This is a genomic window from Thermus thalpophilus, assembly GCF_022760915.1.
Taxonomy (GTDB): domain Bacteria; phylum Deinococcota; class Deinococci; order Deinococcales; family Thermaceae; genus Thermus; species Thermus thalpophilus.
In genome coordinates, this window is the sequence record NZ_JAKTNS010000001.1 from 114,916 (window position 1) to 131,704 (window position 16,789).

Annotated in this window: 18 protein-coding genes and 3 tRNA genes; 6 read left to right on the top strand and 15 right to left on the bottom strand. The window is 66.5% G+C overall.

What is annotated here, in order from left to right:
- Position 1 precedes the first annotated feature (1 nt).
- The 6 genes from L0D17_RS00635 to L0D17_RS00660 form a co-directional block, all read right to left on the bottom strand.
- Positions 2 to 1,570, bottom strand: a complete 1,569-nt coding sequence (locus tag L0D17_RS00635; protein ID WP_243093462.1) for an HD domain-containing phosphohydrolase — start codon at positions 1,568 to 1,570, stop codon at positions 2 to 4.
- Between the two features lie 8 nt (positions 1,571 to 1,578).
- Positions 1,579 to 2,799, bottom strand: a complete 1,221-nt coding sequence (locus tag L0D17_RS00640) for a DUF4127 family protein (RefSeq protein ID WP_243093463.1) — start codon at positions 2,797 to 2,799, stop codon at positions 1,579 to 1,581.
- 6 nt (positions 2,800 to 2,805) lie between these two features.
- A complete protein-coding gene (gene trxB / locus L0D17_RS00645; protein ID WP_243093464.1) occupies positions 2,806 to 3,798 on the bottom strand; it encodes a thioredoxin-disulfide reductase in 993 nt (330 codons plus the stop codon).
- A 119-nt stretch (positions 3,799 to 3,917) separates the two neighbouring features.
- Positions 3,918 to 3,993 (bottom strand) — tRNA-Glu (locus L0D17_RS00650).
- A gap of 21 nt (positions 3,994 to 4,014) precedes the next feature.
- Positions 4,015 to 4,089, bottom strand: a tRNA-Glu gene (locus tag L0D17_RS00655).
- A 7-nt stretch (positions 4,090 to 4,096) separates the two neighbouring features.
- A tRNA-Gln gene (locus L0D17_RS00660) sits at positions 4,097 to 4,170 on the bottom strand.
- A 74-nt stretch (positions 4,171 to 4,244) separates the two neighbouring features.
- On the opposite strand from L0D17_RS00660, the gene L0D17_RS00665 reads away from it, so the two are divergent.
- Positions 4,245 to 4,847 carry a hypothetical protein gene (locus L0D17_RS00665; RefSeq protein WP_243093558.1) on the top strand — a complete coding sequence of 201 codons (603 nt, stop codon included), beginning with the start codon at positions 4,245 to 4,247 and terminating at the stop codon, positions 4,845 to 4,847.
- On the top strand, positions 4,844 to 6,514 hold the full coding sequence (locus L0D17_RS00670; RefSeq protein ID WP_243093466.1) for a hypothetical protein: 1,671 nt from the start codon (positions 4,844 to 4,846) through the stop codon (positions 6,512 to 6,514). The genes L0D17_RS00665 and L0D17_RS00670 overlap by 4 nt, the downstream gene beginning before the upstream one ends.
- On the opposite strand, the gene fmt is transcribed toward L0D17_RS00670, so the two are convergent.
- Genes fmt through zapE form a run of 7 tightly spaced genes read right to left on the bottom strand, consistent with a single transcriptional unit; the run spans position 6,511 to position 11,904 of the window.
- A complete protein-coding gene (gene fmt, locus L0D17_RS00675) occupies positions 6,511 to 7,425 on the bottom strand; it encodes a methionyl-tRNA formyltransferase (protein ID WP_243093468.1) in 915 nt (304 codons plus the stop codon). The genes L0D17_RS00670 and fmt overlap by 4 nt on opposite strands.
- On the bottom strand, positions 7,422 to 7,997 hold the full coding sequence (def, locus tag L0D17_RS00680; protein WP_243093470.1) for a peptide deformylase: 576 nt from the start codon (positions 7,995 to 7,997) through the stop codon (positions 7,422 to 7,424). The genes fmt and def overlap by 4 nt, the downstream gene beginning before the upstream one ends.
- A 5-nt stretch (positions 7,998 to 8,002) precedes the next feature.
- Positions 8,003 to 8,818 carry a CdaR family protein gene (locus L0D17_RS00685; protein ID WP_243093472.1) on the bottom strand — a complete coding sequence of 272 codons (816 nt, stop codon included), beginning with the start codon at positions 8,816 to 8,818 and terminating at the stop codon, positions 8,003 to 8,005.
- Entirely contained in the window at positions 8,811 to 9,524 is a 714-nt protein-coding gene (gene cdaA, locus L0D17_RS00690) for a diadenylate cyclase CdaA (RefSeq protein WP_243093474.1), read from the bottom strand. The genes L0D17_RS00685 and cdaA overlap by 8 nt, the downstream gene beginning before the upstream one ends.
- Before the next feature lie 2 nt (positions 9,525 to 9,526).
- Positions 9,527 to 10,672 carry a phosphopentomutase gene (locus L0D17_RS00695; RefSeq protein ID WP_243093476.1) on the bottom strand — a complete coding sequence of 382 codons (1,146 nt, stop codon included), beginning with the start codon at positions 10,670 to 10,672 and terminating at the stop codon, positions 9,527 to 9,529.
- The gene (locus tag L0D17_RS00700; RefSeq protein ID WP_039459538.1) at positions 10,672 to 10,923 is read right to left on the bottom strand and encodes a hypothetical protein; all 252 of its coding nucleotides are present in this window, start codon (positions 10,921 to 10,923) and stop codon (positions 10,672 to 10,674) included. The genes L0D17_RS00695 and L0D17_RS00700 overlap by 1 nt, the downstream gene beginning before the upstream one ends.
- A 9-nt stretch (positions 10,924 to 10,932) precedes the next feature.
- Positions 10,933 to 11,904: a cell division protein ZapE gene (gene zapE / locus L0D17_RS00705; RefSeq protein ID WP_243093478.1), complete on the bottom strand. Its 972-nt coding sequence runs from the start codon at positions 11,902 to 11,904 to the stop codon at positions 10,933 to 10,935.
- 56 nt (positions 11,905 to 11,960) lie between these two features.
- On the opposite strand from zapE, the gene L0D17_RS00710 reads away from it, so the two are divergent.
- Positions 11,961 to 12,218, top strand: coding sequence for a glutaredoxin family protein (locus tag L0D17_RS00710; RefSeq protein WP_243093480.1), 258 nt, complete (start codon positions 11,961 to 11,963; stop codon positions 12,216 to 12,218).
- Here L0D17_RS00710 and L0D17_RS00715 read toward each other — a convergent pair.
- Positions 12,194 to 12,703: a DinB family protein gene (locus tag L0D17_RS00715; protein WP_243093481.1), complete on the bottom strand. Its 510-nt coding sequence runs from the start codon at positions 12,701 to 12,703 to the stop codon at positions 12,194 to 12,196. The genes L0D17_RS00710 and L0D17_RS00715 overlap by 25 nt on opposite strands.
- A 46-nt stretch (positions 12,704 to 12,749) precedes the next feature.
- Between L0D17_RS00715 and L0D17_RS00720 the strand changes: the two genes are divergently transcribed.
- The 3 genes from L0D17_RS00720 to L0D17_RS00730 are packed head-to-tail and all read left to right on the top strand — an operon-like array spanning position 12,750 to position 14,234.
- Positions 12,750 to 13,019: a type II toxin-antitoxin system Phd/YefM family antitoxin gene (locus tag L0D17_RS00720; RefSeq protein WP_243093483.1), complete on the top strand. Its 270-nt coding sequence runs from the start codon at positions 12,750 to 12,752 to the stop codon at positions 13,017 to 13,019.
- Positions 13,016 to 13,444, top strand: a complete 429-nt coding sequence (locus L0D17_RS00725; RefSeq protein ID WP_243093485.1) for a type II toxin-antitoxin system VapC family toxin — start codon at positions 13,016 to 13,018, stop codon at positions 13,442 to 13,444. Before L0D17_RS00720 ends, L0D17_RS00725 begins: the two co-directional genes overlap by 4 nt.
- 7 nt (positions 13,445 to 13,451) lie before the next feature.
- Positions 13,452 to 14,234, top strand: a complete 783-nt coding sequence (locus L0D17_RS00730) for an enoyl-ACP reductase FabI (protein WP_243093486.1) — start codon at positions 13,452 to 13,454, stop codon at positions 14,232 to 14,234.
- Between the two features lie 164 nt (positions 14,235 to 14,398).
- Here L0D17_RS00730 and L0D17_RS00735 read toward each other — a convergent pair whose 3' ends face one another.
- Positions 14,399 to 16,594: a hypothetical protein gene (locus L0D17_RS00735; protein WP_243093487.1), complete on the bottom strand. Its 2,196-nt coding sequence runs from the start codon at positions 16,592 to 16,594 to the stop codon at positions 14,399 to 14,401.
- Positions 16,595 to 16,789 lie beyond the last annotated feature (195 nt).

Here is a 16,789-nt window from a genome sequence, read left to right on the forward strand (position 1 = left end):
TCTAGATTATCTCCACAAACTTCGCCACCACTTCCGGGTCCAGGCTCTTCCCCGCCTGGGCCCGAAGCTCTTCTAAAGCCTCCTCCTTGCTCCAGGCCCGCTTGTAGGGGCGTTCCGAGATAAGGGCATCGTAAACGTCCACCACGGCGAAGATGCGGGCCTCGAGGGGAATGGCCTCCCCCTTCAGGCCAAAGGGGTAACCCGAGCCGTCAAAGCGCTCGTGGTGGTAGAGGACCACGTTCAAAGCGGTCTGGGGCAAAAAGGGTAGGTTTCGCAAGATTTCCAAGCCCACCTCGGGGTGGGTTTTCACCTCCTTCCACTCCCCCGTGGAAAGGGCGGTGGGCTTGCGCAGGATCTCGTCGGGCAAGGCCAGCTTGCCCAGGTCGTGGAAGTAGGCCCCCAGGCGGAGGCCCTCGAGGTCGGAAAACCCCAAAGCCTGGCCCAAGCGCAAGGAGAGCTCCGCCACCCGCTCCGTGTGCCCTTGGGTTTCTAGGTCCCGGTACTCCAGCACCCGGGAAAGGGCCCGCAGGGCCGCCTCGCGGGTGCTCTTGAGGACCCGGAGGTGGAAAAGCCGCTCTAAAGCCTCCTCCAGCCGCTTGGCCACCACCTGCAAAACCGCCTCGTCCTCCCGGCGGTAGGGCACCTTTTCCCCAAACGAGCCCAAGGCCAGCACCCCGTACCGCCGCCCTTCGGGTTTTAGGGGAACCAAGAGGGCTGAACGCAACCCCGCTTCCACATAGGGCCTTAGGGCCCCAGGAAAGGTGGCGTAATCCTCCACGTGAATGGGGCCTTCCCACAGCCGGGGATGGCCCAGGAGCCCCTCGCCGAAGCGGATGGGGTGCTCCTCGTAAAGCCGGGGGAAGCCCGGGGGGTAGCGGCCCGCCATCACCGCCGGCCGCACCCGCCCCCCCTGGAAGAGGTAAAGGGCCCCCCCATGATAAGGGGTTAGCCTTAGCAGGGTTTCCAGGGCCTCTTGCGCCATCCCTAAAGGCTCGCGGGCGCTCTCCAGGGAAAGGGAAAGCTCCAAGAGCGCTCGGGTGCGCTCCGCCTCCTCCTGGGCTTTCTCCAAGGCCTCTATGCGGCCCAAGACCATCCCCGCCGCCTCCGCCAGGGCCTGAAGCCAGAACCGCTCCTCAGGGAGGATCTCCCCCACCCCCCCAGCGGTGTCCATGGAAAGCACCCCCAGCACCCTTCCCGCCAGGTCTCGGAGGGGGACCCCCAGGTAGACCCCGGGTTGTGGGTGGCCCGTGAGGAAAACCACCCTTGAGTCCTTGGAAACGTCCGGGAGGAAAAGGGGCTCACCACTTTCAAATACAATCCAGGAAATCCCCTGCCCCCGGGGTAAGCGAAAGCCCACCCGCTCCCGCGAAAGACCCTCCGCCGCCACCAGCTCCAAGGCGTCCTCCTCTGGACGGTAGAGGAAAAGAAGGACCGAGACCGCCCGGGTTTGGGCCTTGGCCGCCTGCACCACCTGGCGGAAGACCTCCTCCCGCCGGTCTAAAGGTGCGAGGAGACGCCACGCGCGGACCAGGGCCTCCAGGCGTTTTAGCTCCAGTACCCCTGAGGCCATGACGCCCTTTACTCTACCAGGTGAACCGGGGAAGGCAGGGGGACGAGGCTTAACCGAGCCTCAGCCTCAAAGGAGCGGCGCCAGGGAAAGGCGAGGGCCTTAAGGTCTAGCCGGTACCCTTCCCACGCCACGTAGGGCCAAAGGGAGGCTACCCCAAGCGCCTCCTCCCCCAAGGGCTCGGGAAAACGGCCCCGCACCCAAGGCCTCCCCACCTCCCCCCACCAGTAGGCGAAGTAGGCCTCGGCCAAGCGCTGAAGGCGCCCTTCCCGGTCCCTTAGAAAAAGCCCCCCTTGGGCGAGGGCGCTCCCCAGGTTGTTGGCCGGGGTGCCCCAAGCGGCGTAGGCGGCGAGCCGGCCGTAAAGCCCCAGGGCCTGGAGGTAGCCCATGAGTCCCGCATCCCCCCGGTTCACCCGGGAAAGGTCCGCCAAAGCCACGGGGTATTGGGCCATAAGGCGGAGGAGGTCTTGGGTGGCTCCTCTAGGGCTTTTGCCCCCGTAGACGTAAAGGACCAGGTCCGGAATAGCCTCCAGGGCCACCTCCTCCACCCCGGCACTTCGCACAAGCCCCCGTACCGTCTCCTCTAGGGGCAAGGCCTCATACGGGGTGGTGCGCTCCGCTAAGGCCCCTTCCTCGTGGACCACCGCCACCCTAAGCCCCGGGGAAAGGGCCCTAAGGAGGAGGACCTGCCCCGCCTCGTCCGCCCCCGGGCGGCTGGGGTAGGGCAGGGCCCGGGCCTCCTTAGGGGCGGGTGAGCCCCGCAAGGCGTCGTCCCATACCGCTTCTAGGTAAACCCCCTTTATTGCAGCCCACGGGGCAAGGGCGTGGAGCACCTTTAGGTTTCGCTCCCTCCGAGTGGCGTCCCAGCGGGGCACCACGCCGAAGAGGAAGACCTCCCCGCCATACCGCGCCTTCCAGGCCAAAAGGGGCCCAAGCCGGGCCAAGACGTCCTCGGCGGGGAGGTCAAGGTGGCGGCTTTGCAGGAGCCCGCCATAGGCGAGGGCGTCCAGGCTGGCCACCAAGCGCTTCCCCGGGGTGGAAAGAAGCCAGGCCCTAAGGAGGGGGAGGTCCGCCCCCTCCGGGCCTCGGTAAACCTCCCGGGGAGGACAGCGCACCCCCTCCCAGCCGCACGGGGCCCAGTTGGGCGGGCGGTCGTCCAGGGGGAGGTACAAAACCCCCGCCCCCAGGGCCAACCCCCAAAGGAGGGTGAAGAGGAACCCAAGCCTGGCCACGCCTCCTTAAGGCTTGGCGGTTTCCTCGTGGGGTTTGGCTTCTTTTTCCGCCAGGTACTTCTCCGCGGTCATGGCCGCCCGGGTGCCCGCCCCCACGCTGGTGGTGAGCTGGCGGTAGATGGGGTCGGCCACGTCCCCGGCGGCGAAGATCCCCGGCACCGAGGTGTAGACCTCGTCCCGCACGGCCACGTAGCCATCGGGCCTGAGCTCCACCACCCCCTTAAGGAAGCCGGTGTTGGGCTCGTGGCCGATGAAGACGAAGACCCCGTCCGTGGGGTAGACGTACTCCTCTCCCGTCTTCAGGTTCTTGAGCCGCACCCCCGTCACCTGATCCTCGCCCAGGATTTCCGTGACCACGTGGGAGAAAAGGAAGTGCATCTTGGGGTTTTGAAAGGCCCGGGCCTGGGCCAGCTTGTTGGCCCTAAGCTCATCCCGGCGGTGGACCAGGGTTACCTTGCGGGCGAACTTGGTGAGGAAAAGTCCCTCCTCCACGGCGGCGTCCCCGCCGCCCACCACCACCACCTCCTTGTCCCGGTAAAAGAAGCCGTCGCAGGTGGCGCAGGTGGAAACCCCGCGGCCGTAGAACTTGTCCTCACCCGGCACCCCAAGCCGCCTGGGGTTGGCCCCGGTGGCGACGATGATCACCCGGGCGGGGTACGTCCGCTCAAAACCCCGGACCAGGAAGCCCTCCTCCAGAGGCTCTATCCCCAGGACCTCGTCCATGACGATCCTGGCCCCGAACTTCTCCGCCTGCTGCACCATGCGGCTCGCCAGCTCGGGCCCGGAGATGCCCTCGGGGAAGCCCGGGTAGTTTTCCACCTCCTCCGTCTGGGCGATCTGCCCCCCGGGAAGGCCCTTTTCCACGATGATCGTCTTGAGGCCTGCCCGGCCCGCGTAGATGCCGGCGGTGAGGCCCGCCGGCCCCCCGCCCAGGATGACCACGTCGTAGCGCTCCTCCGTCGCCCCGCTCGCCGAGAGTCCTGCCAAGGAAAACTCCATCTTCCCCTCCTTCGCTTCCAGGCTACACCCCCATATACCTAGCGGGGGTATATGGCGAACCCAGTTTGGCGGAGCGTGCGCAAGGTGTCAAGGGATAAAAGGGCAATCCGAGCCGCTTCTGGTGACCCCAGGGGGATTCGAACCCCCGTCTCGGCCTTGAGAGGGCCGTGTCCTAGGCCTCTAGACGATGGGGCCATGCGCGGCTCGGACTGCTTCTGGTGACCCCAGGGGGATTCGAACCCCCGCCGCCGCCTTGAAAGGGCGGTGACCTAACCACTAGTCGATGGGGCCAAACGTTTGGCTGGGGTGCGTGGACTCGAACCACGACCGGCGGATCCAGAGTCCGCTGTCCTGCCGTTAGACGACACCCCAGCGGCGGGCGCCCGATCCCTCGGGCAGACGATATGGTACACTTTAAAGGGCGGATTGGCAAGCCCCTGATGCCTATGGAGGAAAGCCTTTTACAAATCCTGAGCCGCTATATCTCGCCCATGGCGGCGGAAAACCTCTTGCGCCGGGCCCTAGGCCCCAAAGCGCCCGCCACCCCCGGGGAGTGGGCGCGGTTCATAGAAGGGAGCCTTTGGCCCGAGCTTGGCCGCCTCCTTCCTTTTCGCGAGATGCCTCCCGAGCTGAAGGCGTTGGTGCGGGAGCTGAAGCAGCTTTCCCTCCAGGAGGCGGAAGGGGAAAGCGAGGAAGCGGAGGAGGAAGAAGCCCTTCTGGAGGAGGCGGTGGACCTCGAGGACCCCGCCGCCCGGGAGCACCTGGCGAGGCGGCTCGCCCGCCTGGAGGGGGTTTTGGGGGTGGTGGTGGCGGGTGGAAGCGGGAAGGAGGAGCGCTTCGCGGGAGAGCCCATCCCGCTAGAGCTCATCCATCTCCTTTTGGCCCGCCAAGGATACGGGGTTTTCTACGCCCTTCTCCAGGAAAACGTGGTGGCCCTAAAACCCGTAGGCGCTGGGTACGTGGGCCTTCTGGCCCGCAAGGAGACCAACATCGGCCGCCTGCTCCACGCCTTGAGGCGGCTTGTACCCATCACGGAGGTCAGCGGATGAGAGGATGGCTTTCCCTGGTTCTGGCCCTGGTCCTTCCGGCCCTTGCCGCACCCTTGCCCCAGGCATACGACCGCCTGGAGGAAGCCCTGGCCCAGGTGGGCCTCGCCAACCCCACCCAAGCCCTAGCGGCCCTAGACCGGGCGCAAAGCCTGTTGCGCCAGGAGGCGGAAGGCCTTCCCCCCGTGATCCGGGACGCCATCTTGAACAACCTCGAGGGCCTGCGGCAGGCGGTGGTGCAGAGGAGCCGGGCGGACCTGGAAGCCCGCCTTCTCCTCGTTCGCCACCTCTTGGGCAAGGCGCTTTACGATGGGTTTTTCCAGGCGAACCCCTCGGAAAAGCCCGCCTACCTAAGCCGCCTGGCCCGGGCCACGGGCCTCCCCCCGTCCCTCGTCCAAGGGGTCCAGGGCTTAGGGGCCGAGGAAGCCAGGCGCCGCCTCGAGGCCTTTTTCCTCCAGGCCATGAGCGAGGACCTGGGTAAGGCCCTAGGGGCGGCCTCGAGGCCCGAGGCCTACCTGGCCTTGGCCCGGGCCTACGCCCGCTTTTTGGTGGTCCAGGATAGCCCGCAAAGCACCTTGAAGGCCCAGGACTTCATCCAGGCCTTGGCCAAGGTTTCCTCGGGGGAGGCCTTCCGCCCCGAGGTGGAGCGGCTTCGGAACCAAGTGGCCGCCTGGCGCAAGGCCCTCCTGGCCCCGGCCCCCAAAACCCAGGCCAGCCCCGCCCCTGCCCCGGCCTCGAGCCCGGCCCCCGCCACACCCTCCGCCACTCCTGCGCCCTCTCCCACCCAGCTCCGGCTTCCCGAAACCACCCTGCCCCAGGAGATCCGGGAGGAAACCAGCCTCCTCCGCCTGGACCCCCAGGTGGCCACCCAGGTAGGCGAGGCACTCCAGCGCCTGGCCATCCCCAGCCTGGTGAACTGGCTGGATCTGTTGGACGAGGTGCGTAGCAGCCTGGCCCAGGCCCAGCTCTACACCGAGGCCGGCCAGTACCAGCGGGCCCGGGCGCAGCTGGCCTACGCCTACGGGCGCTTCCGCCTCAAGATCTACCCGGTGGTGGGGGCTTACGCCCCGGACCTGGCCGAACGGGTGGACCGGCTTTTTCTCCACATGCAAAACGCCGTGGGTCTGCGCACCGTGGACTTCACCGTGCTTCTCGGCGAAATCCAAGAGGTGGAAGAGCGCCTCCTCGGGGGCACCCTGGGCTTCTGGCACGCCCTCCAGGTAGAGATCCAGCTCTTCTTCCTGGGCATCCCCCGGGCGGTCTTCTTCCTCCTGGCCGCTGCCTTGGCCTTCTTCCCCCTATACCTCATCCGCCTCACCTTCGGTGGGCGCAACGTGTACTGGAACCTCCTGGGCCTCGCCTTCCTCTTCTTGGTGTTGCCCATCGTGGCTGAGGGGCTTTCCTACATGGGGTCCATCCTGGCCGAGTACGGTGGCCTGCCCTCCTTGGGCATCCTGGCCAACCTCTCTATCGCCCAGGCCCTCCTCCCCTACCTGGCCTGGGGGCTTTCCGCCTTCTTGGTGGTGGCCTTTGCCGGGGCGGGGCTGAGGGGTATCGCCGCCCAGTTCGGCCTCCTGAAGGAGCGGGGGGAAGAGGTGGCGGCCACCACCGAGCGCCCCGCCACCACCTTGACCAGCGAAACCATCGTGGAGTGGGACGAGGAGTTTTAGCCGAGCCGGGTGCCCGGGGCCACCCCATAGCCCCGGGCCCAGTCGGCGGCGGGCATGGGGCGCCTGCCTTCCGGCTGGACCTGAAGAAGGCGGATAAGACCCTCCCCGGTGCCCACCAAAACCCCCTCCCGGTCCACGGCCCGGACCACCCCAGGCTCCCCCTCCCCGGGCTCGGGCCGCAGGGCGAGGACCTTGACCCGCTTGCCCCCGTGGAAGAAGTAGCTCCCCGGCCAGGGCTGCACCCCCCGGTGGCGGTTGTAGATGGCCTGGGCGCTTTCCTCAAAGCGGATCCGCCCTTCCTCCTTGGTGAGGAGGGGGGCGTAGGAGGGCTCCCCCTCCTGGGGCACAGGGGTGAGGTGGGGGAGGTTTTGGAGCACCTCTAGGAGGAGCTCCACCCCCTTATCCCGGAGGCGCCTGGCCAGGGCCTCGGCGTCCTCGTCAGGAGCGATTTCCGTGCGCCAAAGGGCGTAAAGGGGCCCGGTGTCCACCCCCTCCTCCGTCTTCATGATGGCCACCCCCGTTTCCTTCTCCCCCCGGATGAGGGCCCAGGGCACGGGGGCGGGCCCCCGGTACTTGGGAAGAAGGGAGGGGTGGAGGTTGAGGAAGCCGTAGGGCGGCACCTCGAGGATCTCCTTGGGCAGGATCTTGCCGTAAGCGGCGGTGACCGCCACCTCGGGGGCCGCCTCTCGGAAAACTTTTAGAAAGGCCTCGTTCCCCTTAAGCCGCTGGGGCTTTAAAAGGGGAAGCCCGTGGGCCTCGGCGTACTGGGCCACGGGGCTCGGCGTCGGCCTCAGGCCCCGCCCCTTGGGCTTGTCCGGCTGGGTCACCACCAAGACCACCTGGTGGTGACGGTTTAAGGCGTCCAGCACGGGCACCGCCCACTCGGGGGTGCCGAAAAAGGCAACCCTCATCGCCCGGAAAGCTCCTTGAGGAGGGCCCTGGCCTCCTTTTGCAGGCGGGCGAGCTCCGCCCGGTTCGCCTCCAAAAAGGCCTCCCGCTTGGGTCCAGGCAGGCGCTCAAAGAAGAGGACCCCGTCCAGGTGGTCCATCTCGTGCTGGAAGACCCGGGCCATGTACCCCTCCAGCTCCAGGGTGCGGGGGGCGCCCTCCTCGTCCTGGTAAGCCACGCGGATGCGCTCCGCCCGGGGCACCTCCTCGGAGTAGAGGCCGGGGAGGGAAAGGCACCCCTCCGTGCCCTCCACCTCTCCCTCCCGGTGGAGAAGGACGGGGTTGGCCACCACGTAGACCCGGCGCACCAGATCGCGAAGGGGCCTTTCTTCCTCGTCGGGCTCGTCGGCGTACTCCACGGCCACGAAAAGGCGCTCGGAAAGCCCGATCTGGGGAGCGGCGAGGCCCACCCCCCGGGCCTCGAGCATGGTTTCCAGCATGTCCTCGGCGAGCTTTTTCACCCGGGCGAAGTCCCGCACGGGCTGGGCCCGCTTGCGCAAGACCGGGTCGCCGTAGAGGCGGATGGGGTAGATCATCCTAGCTATTGTAGCGCAACCCGCACCCTTCCCAAAACCTGGCCCACCGCCTGGACCCCAGGGGGGAGGTTGAGGAGGAGGGGCCCTTCCACCACCCCGGGGCGGAAGCCCCCTTGGGGCCTCGCCTCCACCTCCTTTAGGCCCTCCAGGGCCTCCTTGGGCCCCACCACCTGGACGGCCTTGGGGGCGTAGTCCTCCACCCTAAGCCCCTCCGGCGGGCGGAGAACGAGGGGCACCTCCTTGCGGAAAAGGGGCGCCTCCCGGGCCACCAGGCGCACCTTCTCGGGCGTGAGCTCCACCCCGGGCAAGGGCCCTTCCGGGCCGAAGGCGGTGAGGGCCACCTCCTCCCCCCCAAGGTCCAACCCCAAGGCCGCCACCGCCTGCTCCACCTGGCTCCGCGGGCCCCTGGCCTCCACGAAGGCGGGGTCCGTGGCCACCCAGGCCCCCTGGGAAAGGACCTCCACGGGAAGGGTGCGGCGCAAGACCGCCTCCACCCGCCCCTCCACCCGGGCCGGGCGCACCTCCAGGACCTCCACCCCCTGGGGCACCGCCACCCGCACCTCCCGGGCGAAGGTCCCCTCCACCTCGGAGAGGTCCAGGTAGGCGGAAACGGGGGGCGTGCCCTCCACCAAGGGGGCGGGCCCCCTAAGGCGCAGGAGGACCTCCTTGGGCACGCCCTCCGCCACCTTCTCCCCTTCCAAGCCCAAAACCCGCAAGGGCACGCTCACCGCCCGCTCCACCACCGGGGCCCTTTCCCTTAAGGAGTACCAGAGGGCAAAGGCCACGAGCAGCGCCAGGAGAAAGCCACCCCACTCACGCACGGATGACCTCCTTAAGCCGCTCCCGCAGGGCCTCGAGGGCCAAAGGGGGCGAAAGCCTCCCCCCCTCGGCCAGCCGGATGGCCCCCGTCTCCTCGCTCACCACCAGGACCAAGGCGTCGGAAACCTCGGAAAGCCCCAAGGCGGCCCGGTGCCGGGTGCCCAGGCCAAGCCGGGCCTCGGAAAGGGGGAAGACGCACCCCGCGGCGAAGACCCGGTCCCCCCGGAGGATGGCCCCCCCGTCGTGCAGGGGGGTGCCGGGGTAGAAGAGGGTTTCCAGAAGCCTAGCGCTAAGCCGCGCCTCCAGCACCTCCCCCGTGGCGGCGTACTCCCCCAAGGGGGTGCGCCGCTCTAGGGCGATCAGGGCCCCGTAGCGCCGCTCGGAAAGGCGGGAAAGGCCGAGGAGAAGCTCCTCCAAGGCCAAGGAGGGGGCCCGGGGGCCTTGCGCCCGGCCGAGCCGCTCCAAAAGCCCCCTCAGCTCCGGTTGGAAGACCACGATGAGGGCGAAGGCCCCCAAGGTGGCGGCGTTGCCCAAAAGCCAGGACAGGGTGGAAAGCCCAAGGAGGCTGGCCACGAACCAGACCAGGAGGTAGACCAGGACCCCCCGCACCAGGTTTAGGGCCCGGGTTCCGGCGATGAGCCGCCAGAGGTAGTAGAAGAGAACGGCCACCAGGAGGATGTCCAGGAGGTCGCGCCAGGTGAAGGGCATGGCTAGCGGATGGGCGTCCCCGGGCCCTCCCAGGGAAGGCCAAAGAGCCTCGCCCAGGTGGCCCCGAGGTCGGCGAAGGTGTCCCGGGTGCCCAGGTCCCCCTCCACCCCCGGCCCCACCCAAAGGAGCATCCCGTACTCCCGGGTGTGGTCGGTGCCGAAGAAGGTGGGGTCGTTCCCGTGGTCGGAAACCAGGAAGAGGTGGTCCTCCGGGCCCAAGGCCGCCAGGAGCTGGGGAAGGAAGTCATCCACCTGGACCAAGGCTTCGCCGTAACCCAAAGGGTTGCGGCGGTGGCCGTACTTGCTGTCAAAGTCCACCAGGTTGACGAAGAGGAGCCCGGAAAAGGGCTCCCGCAGGAGGGCAAGGGTCTTCTGCAGGCCGTCGGCGTTGTCCTTGGTCTTCACCTCCCGGGTGAAGCCCCGGTGGGCGTAGATGTCCGGGATCTTCCCCACCCCCACCACCTCGAGGCCCCCCTCCTTCAGCACGTCCAGCACGTTTCTAGGGGGCTCCAGGGCGAAGTCCTTGCGGTGCTCCTCCAGGCGGTAAAAGTTCCCCGGGCTTCCGGCGAAGGGCCGGGCGATGACCCGGGCCACCTGGTACTCGCCCACGAGCATCTCCCGGGCCACCTGGCAGAAGCGGTAAAGCTCCTCCAGGGGAACCACCTCCACGTGGGCCGCCACCTGGAAGACGGAGTCCGCCGAGGTGTAGACGATGGGGTAGCCCGTCTTCAGGTGAGCCTCGCCGTAGTGGCGGATGGCCTCGGTGCCGGAGTAGGGCTTGTTCAAAAGCCAGCCCCGGACCCCAATCCGCTCCGCCCAAGCCCGCAGGAACTCCTCGGGGAAGCCCTCGGGGAAGGTGCGGAAGGGTTTTTCCAGGTGGACGCCCACGAACTCCCAGTGCCCCGTGGTGGTGTCCTTGCCCGGGTTCACCTCCCGCATGCGGCCAAACCCTCCCTTGGGGGAGGAAGGCCGCTCCAGGGTGTGCACCCCCGGCACCAAGCCCAGGCCCAGGGCGGCAAGGTTGGGAAGGGCAATTCCCGCCTTCAAGACCGTGTGGTCCAGGGTGTCCGCCCCCTCGTCGCCGAAGCTCGGGGCGTCCGGCAGGTAGCCTAACCCCACGGAATCCAGGACGATGGCCGTGACCTTCATCAGGAACGAAGCCCCTCTTCGTCCTCCTCCTCCGCCAGGGCCATGAGCTCCTCCGGGGTCATCTCGGAGAGGGCCCGCACCGCCTGGAACTCTTCCAGTAGGCCCTGGATCTCCTCCATGGCCTCCTTGAGGGAAAGCTCCCCGTCCTTGTACTCGTCCACCACCTCTTCTATGGCCTCGAGGATCCCCACCGCCGCGCTCGCCTGGGAAAGGGCCTGGGCCAGCTCGGAAAGCCTTTCCGCTAGGTCCATGCCCCCATGCTACCCCAAAAGCTCCGCAAGCCGGGACAGGGCCCGCCCGTACTTCTTGGCGAAGGGCCCGTGGCGGTAGCCCTCCGGGAAGATCTCCTTGAGGGGCGCCCCGGAGGCCCGCAGGGCGAGACCCAAGTTATAGAGTTGGTCCACGAAGTGCACGAAGCGGAGGGCGTCGTTCTGGTCGGGGATGGGGGCGAGGCCCTGGAGGTACACCACCTCCAAACCCTCAAAGAGGTAGCGGTAGCGGATGGGGTGCAGGGCGCGCAGGTGGGCGAGGAGCTCGGGGAAGGCGTCCAGGCTTTTGGGCCTCGGGTCTTCCCGGTGGAGGGCGAGGAGGGCCCCATCGGAAAGGGGCTCGGGCAGGCGCTCGGGGTCGCGGTGGCGGAAGTCTTCCCCCTCTATGCGCTCCACGGCGAAGCGCTTGGCCAGGCTTTGGATCTGGTGCCGGAACTGCTCGGCGTTGAAGCGGCCCTCCCCCAGGGCCCCCGGGGGGGTGTTGGAGGTGGTGGCCACCCTGAGGCCCCGGTCCATGGTGAGGGCCAGGAAGTGGGTGGCCATCTGGGCGTTCCCGGGGTCGTCCAGCTCAAACTCGTCCAGGAAGAGGTAGCGAAGGGCGGCGAACCGCCTCGCCCCCTCCCTCAAGCCCAGGAGGCCCAGGGTGTAGGTGAGCTCCTCAAAGGTGAGGAAGGCCTTGGGCGGGGGGGCCTCGAGGTAGGCCGCCACCAGGAGGTGGGTCTTCCCCACCCCAAACCCCCCGTCCAGATAAATCCCCTGGGGCCCCGGCATCCGGGGCCGCAAAAGGCCCCTGGGCCGGTCATGCACCCATCTTCGTAGCCTTTCCTTGGCCAGGGCCTGGGAGGGGTAGCGGGGGTCGGGGCGGTAGGCGGCGAAGGTGGCCTGCTGGAAGCGGGGCGGGGGGACAAAGCTCGCCAAGAGCCTTTCCAGCTCCACCTCGGGGTGGCGATCCACCAGGCGCATATAGGCATTCTACGGGGGGTGGTCCCAGGGCGTTCCCTCTGCTACCCTAGAGGGGTATGGTGCGGCTTTACGGCGTCCCGGGGTGCGGCCCCTGCGAGATCGTGAAGATGTTCCTGGCACAAAAGGGCGTGCCCTTCACCTTCGTGAACGCCCGGGAGGACCAGGAGGCGGCGAAAAAGGTGGCGGAGCTCGCCGGAAGCCCCACCGCCGGGGTGGTCCTGGAGTGGGACGGCAAGACCGAGGTCATCCGCGGGGTATCCCCCGCCGCCCTGAACGCCTGGTACGCCCGCTACCGGGAAGGGAAGGCCTCCTGAAGCGCCCTCAGGTGATGGGCCTCGTGGTAGGCGGCGGCCCGCACCCAGCCCAAGGCGTTGAGCTCCCCGAAGAAGGGGTGGGGGAAGGTGGCGGGGTGGGTGGGGTCGGCCTTCTGGGCCTCCTCCAGGAGAAAGGCCCGGGCCCTCGCCAAAAGGCCAAGCACCTCTTCCCGGGAAAGCCCCCCTTTGGGCCTTACCCCCTCGGGGGCCTGGGGCTTGCCGTCCTTGTACTCCCCGGGCTTCACGGGTACGGGCGGAAGCTCCTCCCCCGCCGCCAGGCGCCTCAGCCGCCTTAGAACCCGGGCGGTGGACTCCTCCACGAGGGCGATGTGCTCCGCCACCATCAAGGGCGTCCAGGCCCCTTCCCGCAAGGGGCGGGTAAGCCAGGCGGGCTCCGCCCCTTGCAAAAGGGCAAGGAGCGCTTTTCGGCTTTCCCCAAGCCGGGCAAGGGCTTCCTCCCAAGTGCCGTAGGCTTCCAGCGCCATACCCCAGGATACCAGCCCCTACACAGGGCAAGGGTACAATGGAGCCATGCGAACCGTAACCCTCAGCGAGGCAGAGGGACGCCTCCTGGAGCTAATCCGGCGAGTCCGGGCCGGGGAGGAGGTCCTCATCCTGGAAGGGGGCGTCCCCATTGCCCGCCTTGTGCCTCCCGAGCAGGAAAACCCCGCCCTCCTTCGCTTAGAACGCCGGGGCCTCGTCCGCTTGGGGACAGGGCGACCCCAGCTGGAAGACCTCTCCCTCCCTACATCCGAAGCAAGCGTGCTCCAGGCCCTTTTGGAGGAGCGGGAGGAAGCGTGAGGTTTTGGGATACCTCGGCCATCGTTCCCCTCCTCGTTCAGGAAACCTCTTCTACCTGGGCACAAAAGCTTTTGGCGGAAGACAGGGAAATGCTCGTCTTTTGGCTTGCGGAGATAGAGGCTCTTTCCGCCCTAAACCGCCGGCGACGAGAAGGCGCATTGGACGAGGCTGGTTTTGCCCTGGCCCAAAAACGCCTTCAGCGGCTAAAAGACGCTTGGCACGAAGTGAAACCCACGGAGAGGATACGCAAAGAAGCTATTCGCCTTCTTCAGACCCACCCCCTAAGAACCCTGGATGCTTTGCAACTAGCAGCCCTTTGCGTGGTGGCGAAAAACCTACCCACCCCCTTGCCTCTTGTAGCCTTGGATGTGCGCCTGGCCCAAGCGGCCGCTCAAGAGGGTTTTCCCGTACTCCAAAGGGTATAATCCCCCCATGCTCACCCTGGACCTTTCCGGCAAGAAGGCCCTGGTCATGGGGGTCACCAACCAGCGGAGCCTGGGCTACGCCATCGCCGAGAAGCTCAAGCAAGCAGGGGCCGAGGTGGCCTTAAGCTACCAAGGGGAAAGGATCCGTCCCGAGGCGGAAAAGCTCGCCGAGGCCCTGGGGGGCGCCCTCCTCTTCCAGGCGGACGTGACCCAAGACGCCGAGCTAGACGCCCTCTTCGCCGGCCTGAAGGAGGCCTGGGGAAGCCTGGACTACCTGGTCCACGCCATCGCCTTCGCCCCCCGGGAGGCCATGGAGGGGCGGTACCTGGACACGAAACGCCAGGACTGGCTTCTGGCCCTCGAGGTCTCCGCCTACTCCCTGGTGGCCGTGGCCCAGCGGGCAGAACCCCTCCTAAAGGAAGGGGGAAGCCTCGTCACCCTCACCTACTACGCCAGCGAGAAGGTGGTGCCCAAGTACAACGTGATGGCCATCGCCAAGGCGGCCCTCGAGGCCAGCGTCCGCTATCTGGCCTACGAGCTTGGCCCCAGGGGGGTGCGGGTGAACGCCATCTCCGCCGGGCCCGTGCGCACCGTGGCCGCAAGGAGCATCCCGGGCTTCGTGAAGATGTACGACCGGGTAGCCCAGGTGGCCCCCCTAAAGCGCAACATCACCCAGGAGGAGGTGGGGAACCTGGGGCTTTTCCTCCTCTCGCCCCTGGCCAGCGGCATCACCGGGGAAGTGGTCTACGTGGACGCCGGGTACCACATCATGGGGATGGAGCTGGAGTAAACAGGCCTTAACCCCTTCCCGCTATATTGTTCCCCTTAAGGGTCTAAGAGGGTGCCCCGGGCAGGGGGTTTACCGGGGTGGGGGGGTTTGCCGGGGCCCCCAGCAGGAAAACCCCCCCACCTAAGGTGGGGGGGCAAAAGCTTCCGCTGGAAGCGCCCAATTCACTACGGTGCTGTCGTCACATTCACGGACGTCGCACTAGACAGATTGGTCACGTCGATGTTCCCTGCGTTATCGTAGGCCACGGGCACAGCGGCCGCGTAGACATCCCAGCTGCCAAACATGTTGAACTGCAGGGTGAAGTTGAAGTTGCTGGCGCTGGTGGTGAAGTCCTTGTAGCTGGCTATCACGACGGTTCCGTCCGGGTTAAAGGGTGCCGGTGCAGCCGCATTCGTAATGTCCACCACGGGTGCAGGGGCCACGACCTGGACCTCATTAGCGCCCGCGCCAGCCCTATAGGCGTACAGAATGGCCTTCAGGAGCGGCTTGGGATGGCTGACGGTCACGGTGGGGTTCGCTTGCAAAGGAACGGCGCCGTGAATGTTATTGCCCAGTCCGTTGAACTGGACGATGGGCTTCTGGGTCAACCAGTAGAAGTTTACCGTAAGCGGGTCGCTCACGTTCCGTGCCTTGTCCACCAGCCTAACGGTAACCGTGTAGTCCCCGTCGCCTCCGGTGGGGGTGATTGTCGGGTACGCAGTGGTGCAGCTAGGAGGCGTGCTCGCGGCCGTAGAAGGCATATCCAGGTCGTAAGTAACAGGGCCCAGGTTTACCGCGAAGAAGGTGTTCGGCGCATTCAGCTTATACGTGCACCCGCCCGTGGTCACCTCCACCCACCAGCCGCTGGTGCCGAAACTGGAGGCACTGGGAGCCGCCCCATTAGGAGCTCCACCCACCACCCCAGACGCTACGGTGCCGGGGTCTCGCGCCGTAAGGGGGATTCTACTGGACAGACCAAGGGTTCCGTTCAGCACCCTACCATTGGCCCCGAAGGTGGTGGAGAGGGTGGGCTTGGTCTTGTCAAGGTTGAAGGGGCTGCTTGCACCCGGGCTAGCCAGAGTGTTCCCCAAGGCGTCCCGCAGGTTGAGCACCTTGAGATAGTACGCACCCGTCGCCGAACTAGCCTCGGGAACACTGGCCAGGGTGTCACCAGGGTTGAGGGTGGCCACTAGGCTGTTGTCGCTCGCCTTGCGCACCTCGATCCCCTGGTAGGTAACCCCGCCCACACCATTCTCGGTGGCAGATACCGAAATGGGGCTATTCCCGTTCAGCCAGCCGTCTGTGCCTGTTGCCGGATCGATGACGTTATCGAGGGTGTCGGACTTCACGCCATTGAGGTTGACACGGTACACGGGGCTTCCCGGCGCTTTGAAGTCCAGGGCGAAGTAGGCCGTACCCGCATAGGAATCCAAAGTACCATCGCTGTAGCGAATACCAGCTATTATCTGTTTTCCACCCTCCAAGCTGGTATTGGAGCTACGGGCTATGGTTAAGGTGGCCTGGCCGCTGGAAAGAGGCACCTCGACCCCCGTACCAATCTCCGCCACAGAGGTAGTGGTTAAAGAAATGGTGGTACCCGGGATTGACCCAGTCCAGTTGTTTTGCGTAAACCTGACCGCTGTCGCCGTCTTGCCCGAGTAGATCACGGGCACGGCCCTCAGGGTCAGGTCCTGCCCCCCGTACCAGGTGTAGCCGGTGGCGTCCTGGGCATTGTTCCCCGACATGGTCAGGAGCACCGTATCGGAGTTGTCGAGAATGACGGTAACGCTCAGGCTCTTCGTCTCCACCGGGTTGGTCACCTCCGCCCTAACGGTGTGGGACCCGTTGGTGAAGAGGGGGGTGGGGTCGCTGGGGGTGCAGCCGGTGCTGTCTTCCCTACCCAGATAGGCCAGATCGCAAGCCGCCGTGTTCACCTTGAACTCATAGCTAAGCGCCTGCGGCCGGATGCCCTGGGGAGCAATGGTGTACTGGCCCACCAGCTTGTCGTCAACGTAGAGCTTCACCTCCCGGGGCTGGGAGTCCTCGTTCACCGAAACGCCCACCGTAACAACACCCGAAACGACCTGGCCATTGGACACGCCGCTAAGGGAGATGTTGATGGGTTTCGGCGGTTCCTGACCCTGCCCGCCCCCTGCCTGTTGCCCACATCCGGCAAAGAGCAGGGCAGTCCCTCCCAAGAGGGCGTAACCTAGTAAAGCCCTAAGCCTGTTTCCTTTCATAGCCTTGCACCTCCCATGTCCTTTCTGCACTTCCCAAAAGGTTTCCGCTGTTTCCCCTTTGGGCCCGGCGCCAGACGGGCGTTTCCCTTTGTTGCTTTCGAGAAACTCCGACGCCTGGCATCCGAGGCTAATCTTACGCACAACCACCTCTCATGTCAAGCCAATGCGCTTTTCCTTAAGCCTCCCTTAAGCTTTTGTCAGAAGCCTTCCCTCGCCGGTCCCTGGACTTCTCCCTTAAAGGTCCCTCTCCTTTCCCACCTCCCCACGGCAGAGATTAGCCCCTAGGGGCTTAACGCAGGGTGAACGGGGGCTTAACGCCGGGGTCTTTGCAGCCCG